This window comes from Metabacillus endolithicus (genome assembly GCF_023078335.1).
GTDB lineage: Bacteria > Bacillota > Bacilli > Bacillales > Bacillaceae > Metabacillus > Metabacillus endolithicus.
The window spans coordinates 4732243-4746891 of sequence record NZ_CP095550.1 but is presented as its reverse complement, the minus strand read 5'-3'; the positions used below and the strand labels follow the sequence as shown (position 1 = coordinate 4746891).

Below are 14649 nucleotides of genomic sequence, written 5' to 3'. Positions count from 1 at the left end.
TTCCATTCGTAAAATCTTTATCTATGGTGAAAATTAGCCTTTTTTCAATATCCTCCATTATAACATAAATCGACAATTTCTAGTGAAAGTAGGAGGTTGGAAATTTTCGTAACAACCATTAATATATTATGGTTTTTATTGTTCTAATTTTAAAAGCTCAAGTGAAAACAAAAAAACTAGGAGGTTGCTTCCCCCTAGTTACTCTTCTACATCTCCAACTAAAAACTCAGGATTCAAGTCTTCAAACTCATCTTCTAATTCTTCTTCCCAACAATCATCATCATCGCAGCCTTCTGGATTAACGTGTACACAAACTTTAGTTTCACCAATAACCTCTGCAAGATGTTCGCGTTCCGCTTGAACAATAATTTTATTTCCGTTTGGTGAAATTGTTACTTCTAAACAGTTTGGTTGTTGAAGTGCCTTACAAATTACTTCATGTTCATCATCAATAAAGTTATCATCTTTATATCTAAGCTTAATCACATCTACATAATCTACACGTTCTGTAACAACTTCAGTTTTTGTGTTTTCGTTGTAAGAATACCAAACATTAATATCATAAGTACCTTCAACTTCAACTGTTTTACCTTTCTTATGCGCATCATAGTTATGGTTAATAATCCAACCACCTAAAATGCTCGCAGGTTTTTGCGATGGTGAAATCGTATGTGTACATTGTGAAAATTTACGTCCTTTTGCAACAACTGCTTTTGTAATAATCTCTCTGTATTCAGACATTCGAGCATACCCTCCTCAATGAATCTTCATTTAATCCTATGCTAGGCTAGTAACATATGTGCTAATTAATTAAATGAATTTATGACATGTTACGCCAATACATGTAACGTATAGTACATTGTATGCTGGGATGACAGAATATGTGCCTAAAAAAGCAAAAAGGTGCATGTGTAAGCCATAAAATAATTGCCTATGTTTCTTTCCAATGCCTTTATCATGTAAAACAAATTTAGACTTCACTCTCAACTATGTTATTTTTCCGTGTTTAACGGGAAAGGTAAAAAAGTCATTATTTAGTTGAGCGTTCAAAAAAATCTATGTGAAACCGGAGGAAGATATGCACTTATTCAATGAAATTTTTATCCAAATTCTTATATTACTTGCAATATCAATTGCCGTAATAGCTATTGCGAAGCTTGTAAAGCAGCCATATTCAATTGCTCTAGTGCTTGTTGGACTTATCTTAGGTCTAACAGATATTCCAATTATCGAAGAAGCTGAGCAGTTTATTACACAATCAAATGTGTTTCAAGCGATAATTATTTCATTGTTTTTACCTATCTTATTAGGAGATGCAACGTTAAAGCTAGAGTTTTCTTTAATAAATAACCAACGAAAACCAATCCTTGCTCTTGCATTTGCAGGGACATTATTATCGTTTTTATTAATTGGTTTAGGTTCATACTACATAATCGGTTTACCTTTAGTTGTAGCATTTACATTCGCTGCATTAATGAGTGCTACTGATCCGATAAGTGTGTTGTCCATTTTTAAGACTCTCGGTGTACCAAAGAACCTTGCAATTACGATCGAAGGTGAATCCTTAGTAAATGACGGAATTGCAGTTGTTCTATTTCAGATTTCAACCATCTATTTAATATCCTATATAGAAATGGGCATTACAGGCATTGGTGCAGGTATCCTATTATTCCTTAAATTTAGTGTTGGAGGATTAATTGTCGGCTTATTATTAGGCTTTATATTCAGCCAATTTTTAAGGCCTTTTGATGATTATCCGTTAGAAGTGGCGTTTTCAATTTTATTATTCTTTGGTTGTTATTTTATTGCAGAGCATTTTCATGTTTCTGGAGTTATTGCCGTTGTTGTAGGAGGATTGGTTTTTGGAAGCTATGGATCAAAAATTGGGATGTCAGAACAGACGAAAACAAATATTAACACATTTTGGGACAGCATCACCCAGATTGCAAACTCACTTATTTTTCTAATGATCGGCCTTGAAATAAGAAATATTGATTTTAGCCAGAAATGGGGAATGATACTCTTAGCTATCATAATTGTCATTGTGGGCAGAGCAATAGCTGTTTATACTAGTACAGCTTTTAGATCGGGCTTATCAAGCAAAGAAAAACATATAATTAATTGGGGTGGATTAAAAGGAAGTCTATCAATAGCATTAGCTTTAAGTCTTTCACCAGATTTCGAGGGCAAAGAAACAGTACTATTATTAACCTTTAGTGTTGTGCTTTTTTCTTTACTTATTCAAGGGCTATCCATCAAACCTCTTATTGTTAAACTTGGAGTGATTTCATCGCAAAGGAAAGACACATAAAAAGGCAATCGGTTCTTTTAACCGATTGCCAAAGTTTAAATTATGAACAGCTGCTGCCGCCTTTAGAGCTTCTTACTTTCGAACCAGTTTCACCTGCTAAAAGGTCACCACCAGTTGAAGTAATGATTTCATTTGTTACTTTATTAGAAATTGTATGAGAAACTAGTTGAAGTAAGTCGTTTACTTCAATTTGTGAATCTTTAAATTCCTGGATAATTGGAATTTCATCAAGTTCACCTTGAATTTTGTCAATTTTCTCTTCTACTTGCTTTAATGCTTCATGTTTACCATAGTGTTGAAAATTAACTGCTTGTTTTTGTAAGCTTTTAATACTTGCGATCATCTCACGAACTTTTTGATTTTCATTTAGCTGAGCTTCCGCTCGTTTAAAGAAATCAACTTCTTTTGATTCTGAAATCATTTGTGCAAGTTCTCGAGCTTTTACTACGATATCGTCTTTTGTATATACTTTTGTCATATTATTTCACCTCAACCGCTTCTTCTACCATTTCTCCATCTAGCGTCCATGTTTTAGCTTTTATAATCTTAACTTTAACAATTTTACCAATTGCCGATTTTGGTGCTCTAAAGTTCACAAGCTTACTTTTTTCTGTGTAGCCTGCAAGAACCTCTGGATTGTTTTTACTCTCACCTTCAACAAGAACATTCACAATCTGACCTTCATATTCCTTTAATTTCTTAGCAGAAGTTTCATTTACAACTGCGTTTAAACGTTGGAGACGTTCTTTCTTAACCTCCATTGGTACATTATCCTGCATTTTAGCTGCAGGTGTACCTTCACGTGGGGAATAGATGAACGTATAAGCACTATCAAATTCAACCTCACGGTAAAGGGAAAGTGTTTCTTCGAATTGTTCTTCCGTTTCATTTGGGAAACCAACAATAATATCTGTTGTTAAAGAAGCGTTAGGCATTGCTTCTTTAATTTTACGAACTAGCTCTAAATAGCTCTCACGTGAATATTTACGAGCCATAATTTTTAATATTTCAGAGCTACCTGATTGAACCGGTAAATGAATATGATCCAGAAGGTTACCACCTTTAGCTAACACTTCAATTAAATGATCATCAAAGTCACGAGGGTGACTTGTAGTAAAGCGAATACGAGGAATGTCAATCTTATGAATTTCATCCATTAAATCGCCTAATCCATATTCGATATCCTCAAAATCCTTACCGTACGCATTAACATTTTGACCAAGAAGTGTAATTTCTTTATAGCCTTGTGCAGCTAAATGGCGTACTTCCTGGATAATTTCTTCAGGACGACGGCTGCGTTCTTTACCACGTGTATAAGGAACAATACAATACGTACAGAACTTGTCACAACCATACATAATATTAACCCACGCCTTAATGTTTCCTTTACGAACTTTTGGAAGATTTTCAATAACATCTCCCTCTTTTGACCATACTTCAACAACCATTTCTTTTGAAAGATAAGCTTCATTCAAAATTTGTGGTAAACGATGGATGTTATGTGTGCCAAAAATCATATCAACAAAAGGATGTACCTTAAGAATACGATTCACAACCGATTCCTCTTGTGACATACAGCCGCAAACACCTAATAAAAGATCTGGTCTTTCTTTTTTTAATGTTTTTAAGTGTCCTAATTCACCAAACACTTTGTTTTCTGCATTTTCACGAATAGCACATGTGTTTAGAAGAATCACGTTTGCATCTTCAACACCGTCTGTTGGCTCATAGCCCAATGCCATGAAAATCCCTGCCATTACCTCTGTGTCATGTTCATTCATCTGACACCCATATGTGCGAATATAAAACTTACGGCCTTGTCCCATTCCTTTAAATTCTTCTGGAATCGAAAATCCATCATATTTTACATCTTCTTTTCCACGCTTCTTCGCATCTTTTAGAGAAGGCGGCATATATACGGCTTGGAAATACTGGCTGTAGTCCTTTTCGGATTTTTTGTCCGATGGGTTTACTTGAGTACTTTCCTTGCGCTGTTGTTCATTCATTATGCAATTCTCCTTTCAAATTGCGCTTATTATAATCTTTTAAAAAGGCAATTCTTCATTCACTAACTTAAAATATATAGAAACATACAACTTAATAGTATATCGATAATAGCGTTAGAACACAATCTTTTAACCATACTGTAAAGAATTGTACATGTTTTTGCGACAAAATGCGAATCTATTTTTTTACATTATTATCTTCAAAAAGGAATTGTACTTTGTTATCCTTCCATTCAAGCCTTGCATCAAAGGTTTTATCACCCTTTTTAAATCCTTTAATAACATTGGACTGACCTTCACTTAACAATCTTTGAGCATTTGTTTGTGAGATTTTTTTACCAAGTATTTTTTTCGAAATTGTAAATCTGCATTGATTTGTTTTATAGTTTGAACAACCGTAGAACTCTCCTTTGTCAACTACATTTCCATCACAGAACTTACATTTTCCTATTTTCTTTCCTAAAGAATATTTCGAAGATGTTCTCTGAATTGATTCTACTTTCAAACCTTCAAAACGCCAACTTGTAGAGATGTCTATAGCATCCGATACTATTTTAGTTGACAATTTTTTTGTCTGCTCCATAAAAACGGATGGAGATGCTTGACCTTCTCCAATTTCTGATAAGCGTTGTTCCCATTTTGCTGTCATTTCAGGTGAAGCCAAAATATGATCTCCTACTGCTTCAATAAGAACTTTTGCTTTATCTGTTGCAAATACTTGATTTCTTTTTATATCGATATATTTACGATCTTTTAGCATTGTGATAATTCCTGCTCTTGTTGCTTCAGTTCCTAAGCCTTCTACCTTACTTAGTACTTTTTCAAGTTCATCATTATCTAGATATTTACCAGCAGTTTTCATTAAGGTAATTAATTGTCCTTCTGTATATCGTTTTGGTGGCTGGGTTTTTCCTTCCTTTGTTTCCACCTTATCAACATGTCCGGAGTCTCCCTTTTTGAGATTGGGTAAAAGCTCATCCTTATCTTTGTCATTTTGATAGATGACTTTACGCCAGCCTTCTTGAATTTGCTGCTTCCCTTTTGTTATAAATTCTGCACGTCCATCAACAAGGGTTATTAACGTGGAATAATCAAAAATTGCCTTTTCATAATGGGCAGCTATTAGTCTTCTCACAATCATGTCATAAATTTTTTCTTCATCAGAAGAAAGCTTTTTAGGGTCCCTAACTTGCTCAGTTGGGATAATTGCGTAGTGATCAGTTACCTTTTTTTCGTTCACATAACGAGGGTTTTTTACTATTGTTGAAACTGGCAAAGGAAAGAGTTCTTTATATTGATCAAATCCTCTTAGCTTCTGTAGAATCTCTGGAAATTGTTCCGCCTCTCCCTCTGTTACATACGTTGAATCACTTCGTGGATAAGAAACGATTCCCTTTTGATAGAGTGATTGAACAATATCTAATGTTTTCTTAGGTGAAAACTTAAATGCTTTGTTTGCTGTTGCCTGTAGAGAGGACAAATTAAAAAGCATAGGTGGTTGATATTCTTTTCTTTCAGTTATCAAATCTTTAATTTCAGCAGGTTTTCCTGTGCAAAACGCCGCTATTTTATTTGCTAGTTCCTTATCCATCACACGTGTTTGCTGATCTTTATGCCATTTCCCTTTATATTTCTTGCCGTTAATGTTAAATGTTGCAATAACCTCCCAAAATGGTTCAGGATTAAAAGAATCAATTTCCTTTTCTCTTTTAACAATCAGTGCAAGTGTAGGAGTCTGAACTCTCCCCGCTGAAAATACATCATTCATACCACGTTCTTTTAGCAATAAAGAATAGATTCTAGAGGCATTCATTCCAACGAGCCAATCTGCACAGGCACGCGAATAAGCCTCATAAAAGAGATTTTTTGTTTTTTCATCGTCTAATAACTGTCGAAATCCCGTTTGTATAGCGGCTGGTGTTAATGAGGAAATCCATAATCTTTTTATGGGCTTTTTCACACCTGATAAATGGATAATATTCCTGATAATTAACTCCCCTTCACGTCCAGCATCACCCGCATGAATAATTTCTGTTACGTTTGGATTGTTTAATAGCTGTTTAATAATATAAAACTGTTTTGATTTTGATTTCGTTACTTCGTATTGAAACCTTTCTGGAATTATAGGCAGCATTGAAATAGACCATTTTTTCCATTCTGGTTTATAAGCTTCTGGATTACTTAATTGCGTTAGGTGACCTATAAACCACGTGAAAAAAGCACCTTCTGGAAACAGTTCATTAGGTTTCACCTCAAAATAACCGTCCCGCTTTACTCTTTGAAATTGTGCACATAGGGTGGAAGCCTGGTCAGGTTTTTCAGCTATAATTATTTTCATTTTTTCTCACCTTGCATATTTAATCTATTATTATTACATTTCCTTCTTAGTCTAGTTTACTTCATTTCTTTCTTTCTGAAAAATGGCAGAAAATAAAGTTTTTATACTTTGTGGTGCCTGTCACTACCCGATATTTGAAGAACCGTGTCGATTACAAAAGGCTTTAGGTGTATTCAATCCAGACTTTAGTCTGATTGTTTAGTGTAAATATGCGCTTACAAAAAAATACAGCACTATTTGTAGTGCTGTAAAAGAAAAATTTAGATAATCTTCAATTCTTTTCCTGCTTTTTCAAACACATTAAGAGCCTCTTCAAGATCCTCTATTGAATGCTCTGCTGTAACAATTGTCCGAACGCGCGCGTGACCTTTAGCCACAGTAGGAAAAGCAATCCCTTGCGCAAACACCCCATACTCCAGCAATTTGTCAGAAAAGCTGTGTGCTAATGCTTCATCTCCAACAATGATCGGAGTTATAGGAGTTTCACTATTCCCAGTGTTAAATCCAAGTTTCGCCAAACCATCTTTAAAAAACCTTGTATTTTCCCATAGTCTATTAATTAGTTGTGGTTCATCTACTAAAACCTTTATTGCTTCTATACAAGCGGCTGTAACTGCCGGTGGGTGAGATGTACTAAATAAAAATGGTCTGCCTTTATGAATTAAATAATCAATAAGTGTTCTTGGTCCAGCTACATATCCTCCCAAAACACCTATTGCTTTACTTAACGTTCCTACTTGTATATGAACACGACCATCTAAGCCAAAATGGTTAACCGTACCTCGCCCATTTTCTCCTAATACGCCTGAAGCATGTGCATCATCAACCATTACCAATGCATCGTATTTTTCGGCTAATTCTACAATGCCAGGTAAAGGGGCAATATTACCATCCATAGAGAATACGCCATCCGTCACAATAACACGGACTCTATAATTCTCTGATTCTTTTAGTGCTCTTTCAAGATCAAACATGTCTACGTGTTTATAAACCTTTCTAGCTGCCTTTGTTAACCGAATACCATCAATTATGGATGCATGATTTAATTCATCTGATATTACAACATCCTCGCTAGTTAAAATAGAGGAAAGTACCCCTTGGTTTGTAGTAAATCCGGATTGAAATACTAATGATGATTCAGTATGTTTAAACTGAGCAAGTTTTTCCTCTAAATCTTTATGCATAGTAAAAGTACCAGCAATCGTTCGTACTGACCCTGTTCCTGCACCATAGTTTTCTACAGCTTTAAGTGCCGCAGTTCGTAAGCGAGGATGCGAAGTTAAACCTAAATAATTATTAGAAGATAATTGGATAACTTTTTTACCATTAATAACAACTCTTGCTGACTGGTCAGATTCTAAGGGGGTTAATTGTCGAAATGTTCCTTCCTTCTTCATTTCTTCTAACTCTGATTGTAAAAACTCAAAACTGTTCATTTAAATTTCCTCCTATAAAATAGATCTATATAATCTTATGATCACCTTTGTAAGTGCTTTCATTTATGGATGTAAAACAACCTTTCCACAATTACCATCCATCATTAAATCAAAACCTTTTTCATATTGCTCTAATGGAAATCTATGTGTAATAAGTGGTTTTACATTGACCTGACCTGAATGAATTAAGGCAGAAACTTGCTTCCATGTTTCAAACATTTTTCTACCTGTTATCCCTTGAATTGTAATCCCCTTAAATACTATATCGTTTGTTACATCAAATTCAACAGGTTTAGTAGGTAAACTTAGAATCGACACACGCCCTCCATTTGTTACCATTTTAAACCCTTGGTTAATTGCAACAGGATGACCTGACATTTCACATACAACCTCTACTCCATGACCGTCAGTTAAATCATTAACAACTCGTAAAGGATCTTGGCATTTCGAATTCACAATTGTCGTTGCACCGAGTTGTTTTGCTAGCTGTAATCGATATTCATTTATATCTACTGCAATCACCTGAGCAGCACCAGCAGCTTTTGCTATTCCTACAGCCATAATTCCAATTGGGCCACACCCGATAACAGCAACCGCTTTACCAATCACATCGCCTGCTAATACAGTGTGAACAGCATTACCCATTGGTTCCTGAATAGAGGCAATATCATATGGCATATCTTTAGGATTTTTCCATAAATTTGTTGAAGGCAAGGCAACAAACTCTGCAAAACACCCTCCAGTATCAACACCAATGATTTTAGTATCTTTACAAATATGTGCTTTACCCGTTAAACACTGCGGACATTTTCCACAAACTAAATGTGTTTCCGCGGAAACAGAATCACCCACTTTAACATTTGTCACCCTTTCTCCAATCTCAACAACTTCTCCAGAAAACTCATGACCAAAAATATAAGGTGGATTTACTCTACTTGCTGACCACTCATCCCATTTATAAATATGAACATCAGTCCCACAAATTGATGTTGCTTTTACTTTAATTAATACTTCATTTTCTGAAATTTGTGGAATGGCAACCATTTCTAACTGTGCCCCGTATCCTTTATGATGTTTTACAAGCGCTTTCATTTTTCCGTTCACAGTGAACACCCCTTAATTTCAAAAGCATATTTAACAACATTTTAACATGTTATATTTTTTTGTAAATATTGGAGTCCGTATACAGTGGACGTTTGGTTGCTTATAAAATAAAATATTAAATATGATTCATTTTACCTAATTCTTCCTCAATGATTTTTAATAGCAAAAAAGAGGACTGCATTATAAAATCAGTCCTCTCTTAAGTCATTACATAAATTCCGCTATCATTTTATTAAACTCTTCCTCATCTATTGTTAAATCAGCTTGAGAAAGAGGTGTTTCACTGTAACCATTAATACTATCTTGGTAAGATTTTTGTTCTGTATTTTGATAGATTAAACCCGTAACCAATCCTTTATGCTTCATAAGAGTTTGCATCGCCATTTCTTTGTTGTGTGGGTCATATCCTTCTATATTTGAAAGCTTAGTTAGATTCTCTTTAAACCAATCGTACGTATTTACCTTATTGTACGTTACACATGGGCTAAATACGTTAATTAATGAAAATCCTTTATGGTTAATACCTTCTTCAATTAAAGCTGTTAAATCTTTAAGATCTGTAGAGAAGCTTTGTGCTACAAATGTAGCACCAGCTGTTAAGGCCATTTCCATAACCGATAATGCTGATTCAATTGAACCTTGTGGGGTACTCTTCGTCACAAATCCAGCATCACTTCGAGGAGAAGTTTGTCCTTTTGTTAATCCATAAATTTGGTTATCCATGACAATATAAGTAACATCAATATTACGACGTATAGCGTGAATGGTATGACCCATTCCGATCGCAAATCCATCACCATCTCCACCAGAGGCAATAACAGTCAAATCTTTATTTGCCATTTTAACTCCTTGTGCAATTGGTAAAGAACGACCATGAATCCCGTGGAAGCCATATGAATTAATGTAACCTGAGATACGTCCTGAGCAGCCAATACCAGAAACAATTGCAAGCTCCTCAGGTGTTAGCCCAACATTTGCAGCGGCACGTTGAATTGCTGCTTGTACAGAAAAGTCACCACAAACCGGACACCAGTTTGGTTTTACATTATTACGAAAATCTTTAAATGTTGCTACCATGTTAGATCAACTCCTTGCTTCTAGTGTGAATTTCCTGAGGTAGGAATGGATTACCATCATATTTTAGTAAAGAAGAAATCTTATTCGCATTTCCTACGTTCATTTTAAGAAGACTCGCAAGTTGACCTGTTGCATTATTTTCTACGACAATTACTTTTTTAGCCTTTTCAACTAATGGAAGGATTTCATCACTTGGGAATGGATGAATAAGGCGGATTTGTGCGTGATTCACCTTTATTCCATCAGCTTTAAGACGCTCCATAGCTTCTTCAATAGTTCCACGTGTTGATAAATAACCTACGAGTAAAACATCAGGACTTTCATGCTGAACATTTTTATAAACAGGGTTATTAAATTGCATGTTATTAAGTTTTCTTAAACGTTTATCCATTTGAGCTACACGATTCAAAGCAGATTCCGACGGCTTACCTGTTTCATCATGTTCAACCCCTGTTACATGGTGAATTCCGTTTTTCATGCCTGGAATGACACGTGGAGAAACACCATCCTCAGTTACTTCGAAACGTTTAAAGTATGCTTTGTTCTCAACTTCTGGAAGCTCCTCTGCAACAAGCTTTCCACGGCGAATTTCAATTTTGCTGTAATCTAATGGTTCTACTGTTTGCTTGCCAAGAGAAAGTTGTAGGTCTGATAATAAAATAACAGGAACTTGATATTCTTCAGCTATATTAAACGCTTCAATAGTGTCGTAGAATGCTTCTTCAACTGTACTTGGTGCCATTACAACCTTTGGAATCTCTCCATGAGTACCATAGATCATTGCCATTAAATCTGATTGTTCCTGCTTGGTTGGTAAACCTGTACTTGGACCACCACGTTGTGTATCAATAATAACAAGTGGTTGCTCCGTCATACCTGATAGACCGATTGCTTCCATCATTAAAGATAAGCCAGGTCCGGCAGATGCGGTAAATGTACGAGCTCCAGCATAATTGGCACCAATTGCCATTGTACAAGCAGCAATTTCATCTTCTGTTTGAATAACAGCACCACCGAACTTAGGTAATTTTTCAATTAAATATTCCATTATTTCTGAAGCAGGTGTAATTGGATATGCAGCCATAAAACGTGAGCCACCTGCAATTGCTCCTAAAGCGATCGCATCATTTCCAATCATAAACATACGTTTTTTACCGTCTGCTTTCTCTAGATAAAGATCCTGTCGTTGGAACTCAAGTTGTTCTTTCAGATATTTTGCTCCATTTTCAATCGCCTGCATATTTTTCTCTACAATTTGTTCGCCTTTTCGGCCATAGATTTCATTCACAACCTCATGATATTGACTTGGTTCAATATCGAGTATGGCACTTGTTGCTCCAATAGCGACCATATTTTTCATTAAAGAAGTTCCAAGCTCTGTTGCAATTTCAGTAAAGGGAACTGAAAATAGAGTTATATGTTCATTTTCTGGAATAGTAGGATTAAATTTAGAATCTGCAAGTACAATTCCACCTGCACGAAGTTCGTGGAAGTTGACATCAATCGTTTCTTGGTCAAAAGCTACTAAAATATCAAGATCATCCGAAATTGCTTGAACTTTTGTTGTGCTTACACGAATTTTGTTATTGGTGTGACCACCTTTAATTCGAGAAGAAAAATGACGATATCCATATAAATAATACCCTAGTCGGTTTAATGCAATAGAGAATACTTCACCTGTACTTTCAATTCCTTCTCCTTGCTGTCCCCCAACTTTCCATGAAAGTTGACTAATCATGTGTTTCTACACCCCTCATTTAAAGCAATATGTTTTATTTTTCTATCTGTTTCACATTTCAATGACGTTCAGTTTTATAGAAATTTCTAAACTCTAGTGAAATGATTGGAATTAATACTAAACGTATTCAATTTTAGACCTAACAAGAAAAAATTACAAGACTTTACTTAAAAGTTTATTGAATCGAAAAAGCTGATTTTTATTAATATGAAACATGAATTACAAAATTTTGATAGATAAATTTTTCAACAAGGGATTCTGGATAATGACGTTGAAGCTCGTTGATAAAATGTTCATAACACAAGTAATTTTCAAGTCCTTCTATTGTTTGATCTATTCCATCAAAGTCGGACCCAAACCCAACATGATTTTCTCCCCCTAACGAACATAAATGGTCAATATGCTTTAACACATCCTTAATCGTTGCTTGACCATGATTTGTCGTAAAGAAAGGAACAAATGTTATACCCATCATTCCGTTTTTCCTAAAAGTGCAACAATTTGCTCATCCTTTAAGTTTCTTACATGTGGACAAAGATGATGAGTATTAGAGTGTGAGGCAATTGGATAATCAGCTAAATCTAACCCTTCCCAGAAGCTTCTTTCACTTGTATGAGATAAATCTGTCCACAACCTTTTCTTATTTAAAAATGCGATAACTTCCTTACCAAAATTCGTTATACCAGCATTCCTTGTTTCTTGTGAACCATCTGCCACAAGATTTGCATAATTCCACGTTAAGCCAACTGAACGAATTCCAAGTTCATACAACAATTCAAGATTTTCAAGACGATCACCGACTGCATCACAGCCTTCTAAAGTTAAAATAACCCCGATTTGCTCATGTTTTAATTCGTCAATATCTGATTTTGTTTTAAGCAATTTAACCTCATTAAAATTATTTAGAATTTTTTGATAAAAAATGTTTATTTGTTGCTGAGCTGCATCTAATTTATGAACAAATGGAACGCTCTCTGGTACGAAAATAGCAAAACATTGTATTGGTTTTTCCATTTTCTTTAACTTTGAGATAGAAACATGTAACTTCTCATCTTCATAAACATTTATAGCTGGATTCTCCCATAACTTAAATAACATATCGCAATGCGCATCAAATAGTGCCATGGATGATCTTCTCCCCTCGTAGGTTAGACTCTATTTTTATTATATTAATAGTGTAAAGTGTAAAATAAAAACAAAAAAACAGGGTTTGACTCCTATTGAGTCAAACCCCTATGCTACCTACAACTATTCCATCATGAATGTAGCTTATCTTGGCTCCACAATGAGTTTAATAGCTGTACGTTCTTCTCCGTCTATTTGAATATCCGTAAAAGCAGGAATACATATTAAATCAACACCACTTGGTGCAACAAAGCCTCTAGCAATTGCTACAGCTTTCACCGCTTGATTAAGAGCACCAGCACCAATTGCTTGAATTTCAGCTGCACCTCTTTCTCTTAATACTCCAGCTAATGCACCAGCGACTGAATTAGGATTTGACTTTGCTGAAACCTTTAATATTTCCATTTCTAGTTCCCCCTTCATTTTCAATGAATCCTTGAGTGTTCATTAGAACAATCATTGGCATATCTTGTTTAAAAGGACCTCCCCAATATTCCTTTTAAACAGTGTTAGTTATATATCCATTGATACTATATTCACTAGAGTTGGAAAATATTCCTGCTTGTTCGCATATTATTTCGAAAAATTCTAAATGTTATGGTACATGATGTTATTTGAAGAATCGTCCGAATGAAGTGGATTTCTTAAAGACCATAGATTAACGATTTACTAAAGTTTGTTCCCCGCTCTTATTTCTTTTAATGAGTTATGTTCTTTACTATTCAAAAAACATATGGTCATCATTAATAAGGATTCTTTTAATTTTTGTAGCCTTACCCGTTTTATCGTTAATATCAACTATAATGCCACTTAACTGGGTTCTACCATTAGCCACATCATGACGAACAGGTAGACCTGTAAGAAATCGTTTTAAAATCATTTCTCTATCTACCCCTAATATGCCATCATAAGGTCCCGTCATACCAACATCTGTAATATACGCTGTTCCTTTGTCTAAAATTCTATCATCAGCTGTTTGAACATGCGTATGCGTCCCAACAACAACCGATGCACGACCGTCTAAATACCAGCCCATTGCCTGTTTCTCACTAGTTGCTTCTGCATGAAAATCGACAAAAATAAGAGAGGTACGCTTTTTGGCTTGCTCAATCAGCTCATCAGCCTTTTTAAATGGACAGTCGGAAGGTGGCAAAAATGCACGCCCTTGCAAATTGATTACAGCTATCTCTTTTCCTGCAATAGTTACAAATATCATGCCTTTTCCTGGATTATTTTCTGGAAAGTTCGCAGGGCGAATCATATTAGGTGCTTTATCGATAAATTCAAAAATTTCTCGATTATCCCAAGTGTGATTTCCCATTGTAATGACATGGGCACCAGCTTGAATAAACTGCTGATACATCTTTTCTGTAATCCCTCTTCCATGTGCGGCATTTTCTCCATTAATAATAATAGCATGTGGCTGATATTTTGTTTTCAGTTTAGGTAGGTACTCTTTAATCATTTCTCTACCAGGTGAACCAAACACATCACCTATAAATAAAATTTTCATA

General features: G+C 35.2%; 11 protein-coding genes and 1 pseudogene. 1 reads left to right on the top strand and 11 read right to left on the bottom strand.

What is annotated here, in order from left to right:
• Positions 1 to 198: 198 nt before the first annotated feature.
• Positions 199 to 741 carry an outer spore coat protein CotE gene (locus tag MVE64_RS24030; RefSeq protein ID WP_098797263.1) on the bottom strand — a complete coding sequence of 181 codons (543 nt, stop codon included), beginning with the start codon at positions 739 to 741 and terminating at the stop codon, positions 199 to 201.
• A 337-nt stretch (positions 742 to 1078) separates the two neighbouring features.
• On the opposite strand from MVE64_RS24030, the gene MVE64_RS24025 reads away from it, so the two are divergent.
• Positions 1079 to 2311, top strand: coding sequence for a cation:proton antiporter (locus MVE64_RS24025; protein ID WP_247341798.1), 1233 nt, complete (start codon positions 1079 to 1081; stop codon positions 2309 to 2311).
• A gap of 40 nt (positions 2312 to 2351) precedes the next feature.
• Here MVE64_RS24025 and ricA read toward each other — a convergent pair whose 3' ends face one another.
• From ricA to MVE64_RS23975, 10 genes and pseudogenes are all read right to left on the bottom strand, one after another.
• A complete protein-coding gene (gene ricA / locus MVE64_RS24020; RefSeq protein WP_121661479.1) occupies positions 2352 to 2789 on the bottom strand; it encodes a regulatory iron-sulfur-containing complex subunit RicA in 438 nt (145 codons plus the stop codon).
• A gap of 1 nt (position 2790) precedes the next feature.
• The gene (gene miaB / locus MVE64_RS24015) at positions 2791 to 4317 is read right to left on the bottom strand and encodes a tRNA (N6-isopentenyl adenosine(37)-C2)-methylthiotransferase MiaB (protein WP_247341795.1); all 1527 of its coding nucleotides are present in this window, start codon (positions 4315 to 4317) and stop codon (positions 2791 to 2793) included.
• A gap of 178 nt (positions 4318 to 4495) precedes the next feature.
• The gene (locus MVE64_RS24010; protein ID WP_247341792.1) at positions 4496 to 6655 is read right to left on the bottom strand and encodes a DNA topoisomerase III; all 2160 of its coding nucleotides are present in this window, start codon (positions 6653 to 6655) and stop codon (positions 4496 to 4498) included.
• 260 nt (positions 6656 to 6915) lie between these two features.
• On the bottom strand, positions 6916 to 8091 hold the full coding sequence (locus MVE64_RS24005) for a glycine C-acetyltransferase (RefSeq protein ID WP_247341789.1): 1176 nt from the start codon (positions 8089 to 8091) through the stop codon (positions 6916 to 6918).
• Positions 8092 to 8154: 63 nt separating this feature from the next.
• A complete protein-coding gene (gene tdh, locus MVE64_RS24000) occupies positions 8155 to 9195 on the bottom strand; it encodes an L-threonine 3-dehydrogenase (protein WP_247341787.1) in 1041 nt (346 codons plus the stop codon).
• 207 nt (positions 9196 to 9402) lie between these two features.
• On the bottom strand, positions 9403 to 10272 hold the full coding sequence (locus tag MVE64_RS23995; RefSeq protein ID WP_247341784.1) for a 2-oxoacid:ferredoxin oxidoreductase subunit beta: 870 nt from the start codon (positions 10270 to 10272) through the stop codon (positions 9403 to 9405).
• Position 10273: 1 nt separating this feature from the next.
• The gene (locus tag MVE64_RS23990) at positions 10274 to 12010 is read right to left on the bottom strand and encodes a 2-oxoacid:acceptor oxidoreductase subunit alpha (protein WP_247341781.1); all 1737 of its coding nucleotides are present in this window, start codon (positions 12008 to 12010) and stop codon (positions 10274 to 10276) included.
• A 202-nt stretch (positions 12011 to 12212) separates the two neighbouring features.
• Positions 12213 to 13135, bottom strand: a pseudogene (locus MVE64_RS23985) (dipeptidase).
• A gap of 144 nt (positions 13136 to 13279) precedes the next feature.
• On the bottom strand, positions 13280 to 13540 hold the full coding sequence (gene spoVS, locus MVE64_RS23980) for a stage V sporulation protein SpoVS (protein ID WP_003181955.1): 261 nt from the start codon (positions 13538 to 13540) through the stop codon (positions 13280 to 13282).
• A gap of 313 nt (positions 13541 to 13853) precedes the next feature.
• Complete coding sequence (locus MVE64_RS23975) at positions 13854 to 14648, bottom strand: TIGR00282 family metallophosphoesterase (RefSeq protein ID WP_247341778.1); 795 nt, start codon at positions 14646 to 14648, stop codon at positions 13854 to 13856.
• Position 14649 lies beyond the last annotated feature (1 nt).

Excerpts from the sequence above, each read along its gene's own strand:
- MVE64_RS24030 (WP_098797263.1), bottom strand. The coding sequence starts at position 741 with ATGTCTGAATACAGAGAGATTATTACAAAAGCAGTTGTTGCAAAAGGA.
- MVE64_RS24025 (WP_247341798.1), top strand. The coding sequence starts at position 1,079 with ATGCACTTATTCAATGAAATTTTTATCCAAATTCTTATATTACTTGCA.
- ricA (WP_121661479.1), bottom strand. The coding sequence starts at position 2,789 with ATGACAAAAGTATATACAAAAGACGATATCGTAGTAAAAGCTCGAGAA.
- miaB (WP_247341795.1), bottom strand. The coding sequence starts at position 4,317 with ATGAATGAACAACAGCGCAAGGAAAGTACTCAAGTAAACCCATCGGAC.
- MVE64_RS24010 (WP_247341792.1), bottom strand. The coding sequence starts at position 6,655 with ATGAAAATAATTATAGCTGAAAAACCTGACCAGGCTTCCACCCTATGT.
- MVE64_RS24005 (WP_247341789.1), bottom strand. The coding sequence starts at position 8,091 with ATGAACAGTTTTGAGTTTTTACAATCAGAGTTAGAAGAAATGAAGAAG.
- MVE64_RS23995 (WP_247341784.1), bottom strand. The coding sequence starts at position 10,272 with ATGGTAGCAACATTTAAAGATTTTCGTAATAATGTAAAACCAAACTGG.
- MVE64_RS23990 (WP_247341781.1), bottom strand. The coding sequence starts at position 12,010 with ATGATTAGTCAACTTTCATGGAAAGTTGGGGGACAGCAAGGAGAAGGA.
- spoVS (WP_003181955.1), bottom strand. The coding sequence starts at position 13,540 with ATGGAAATATTAAAGGTTTCAGCAAAGTCAAATCCTAATTCAGTCGCT.
- MVE64_RS23975 (WP_247341778.1), bottom strand. The coding sequence starts at position 14,648 with ATGAAAATTTTATTTATAGGTGATGTGTTTGGTTCACCTGGTAGAGAA.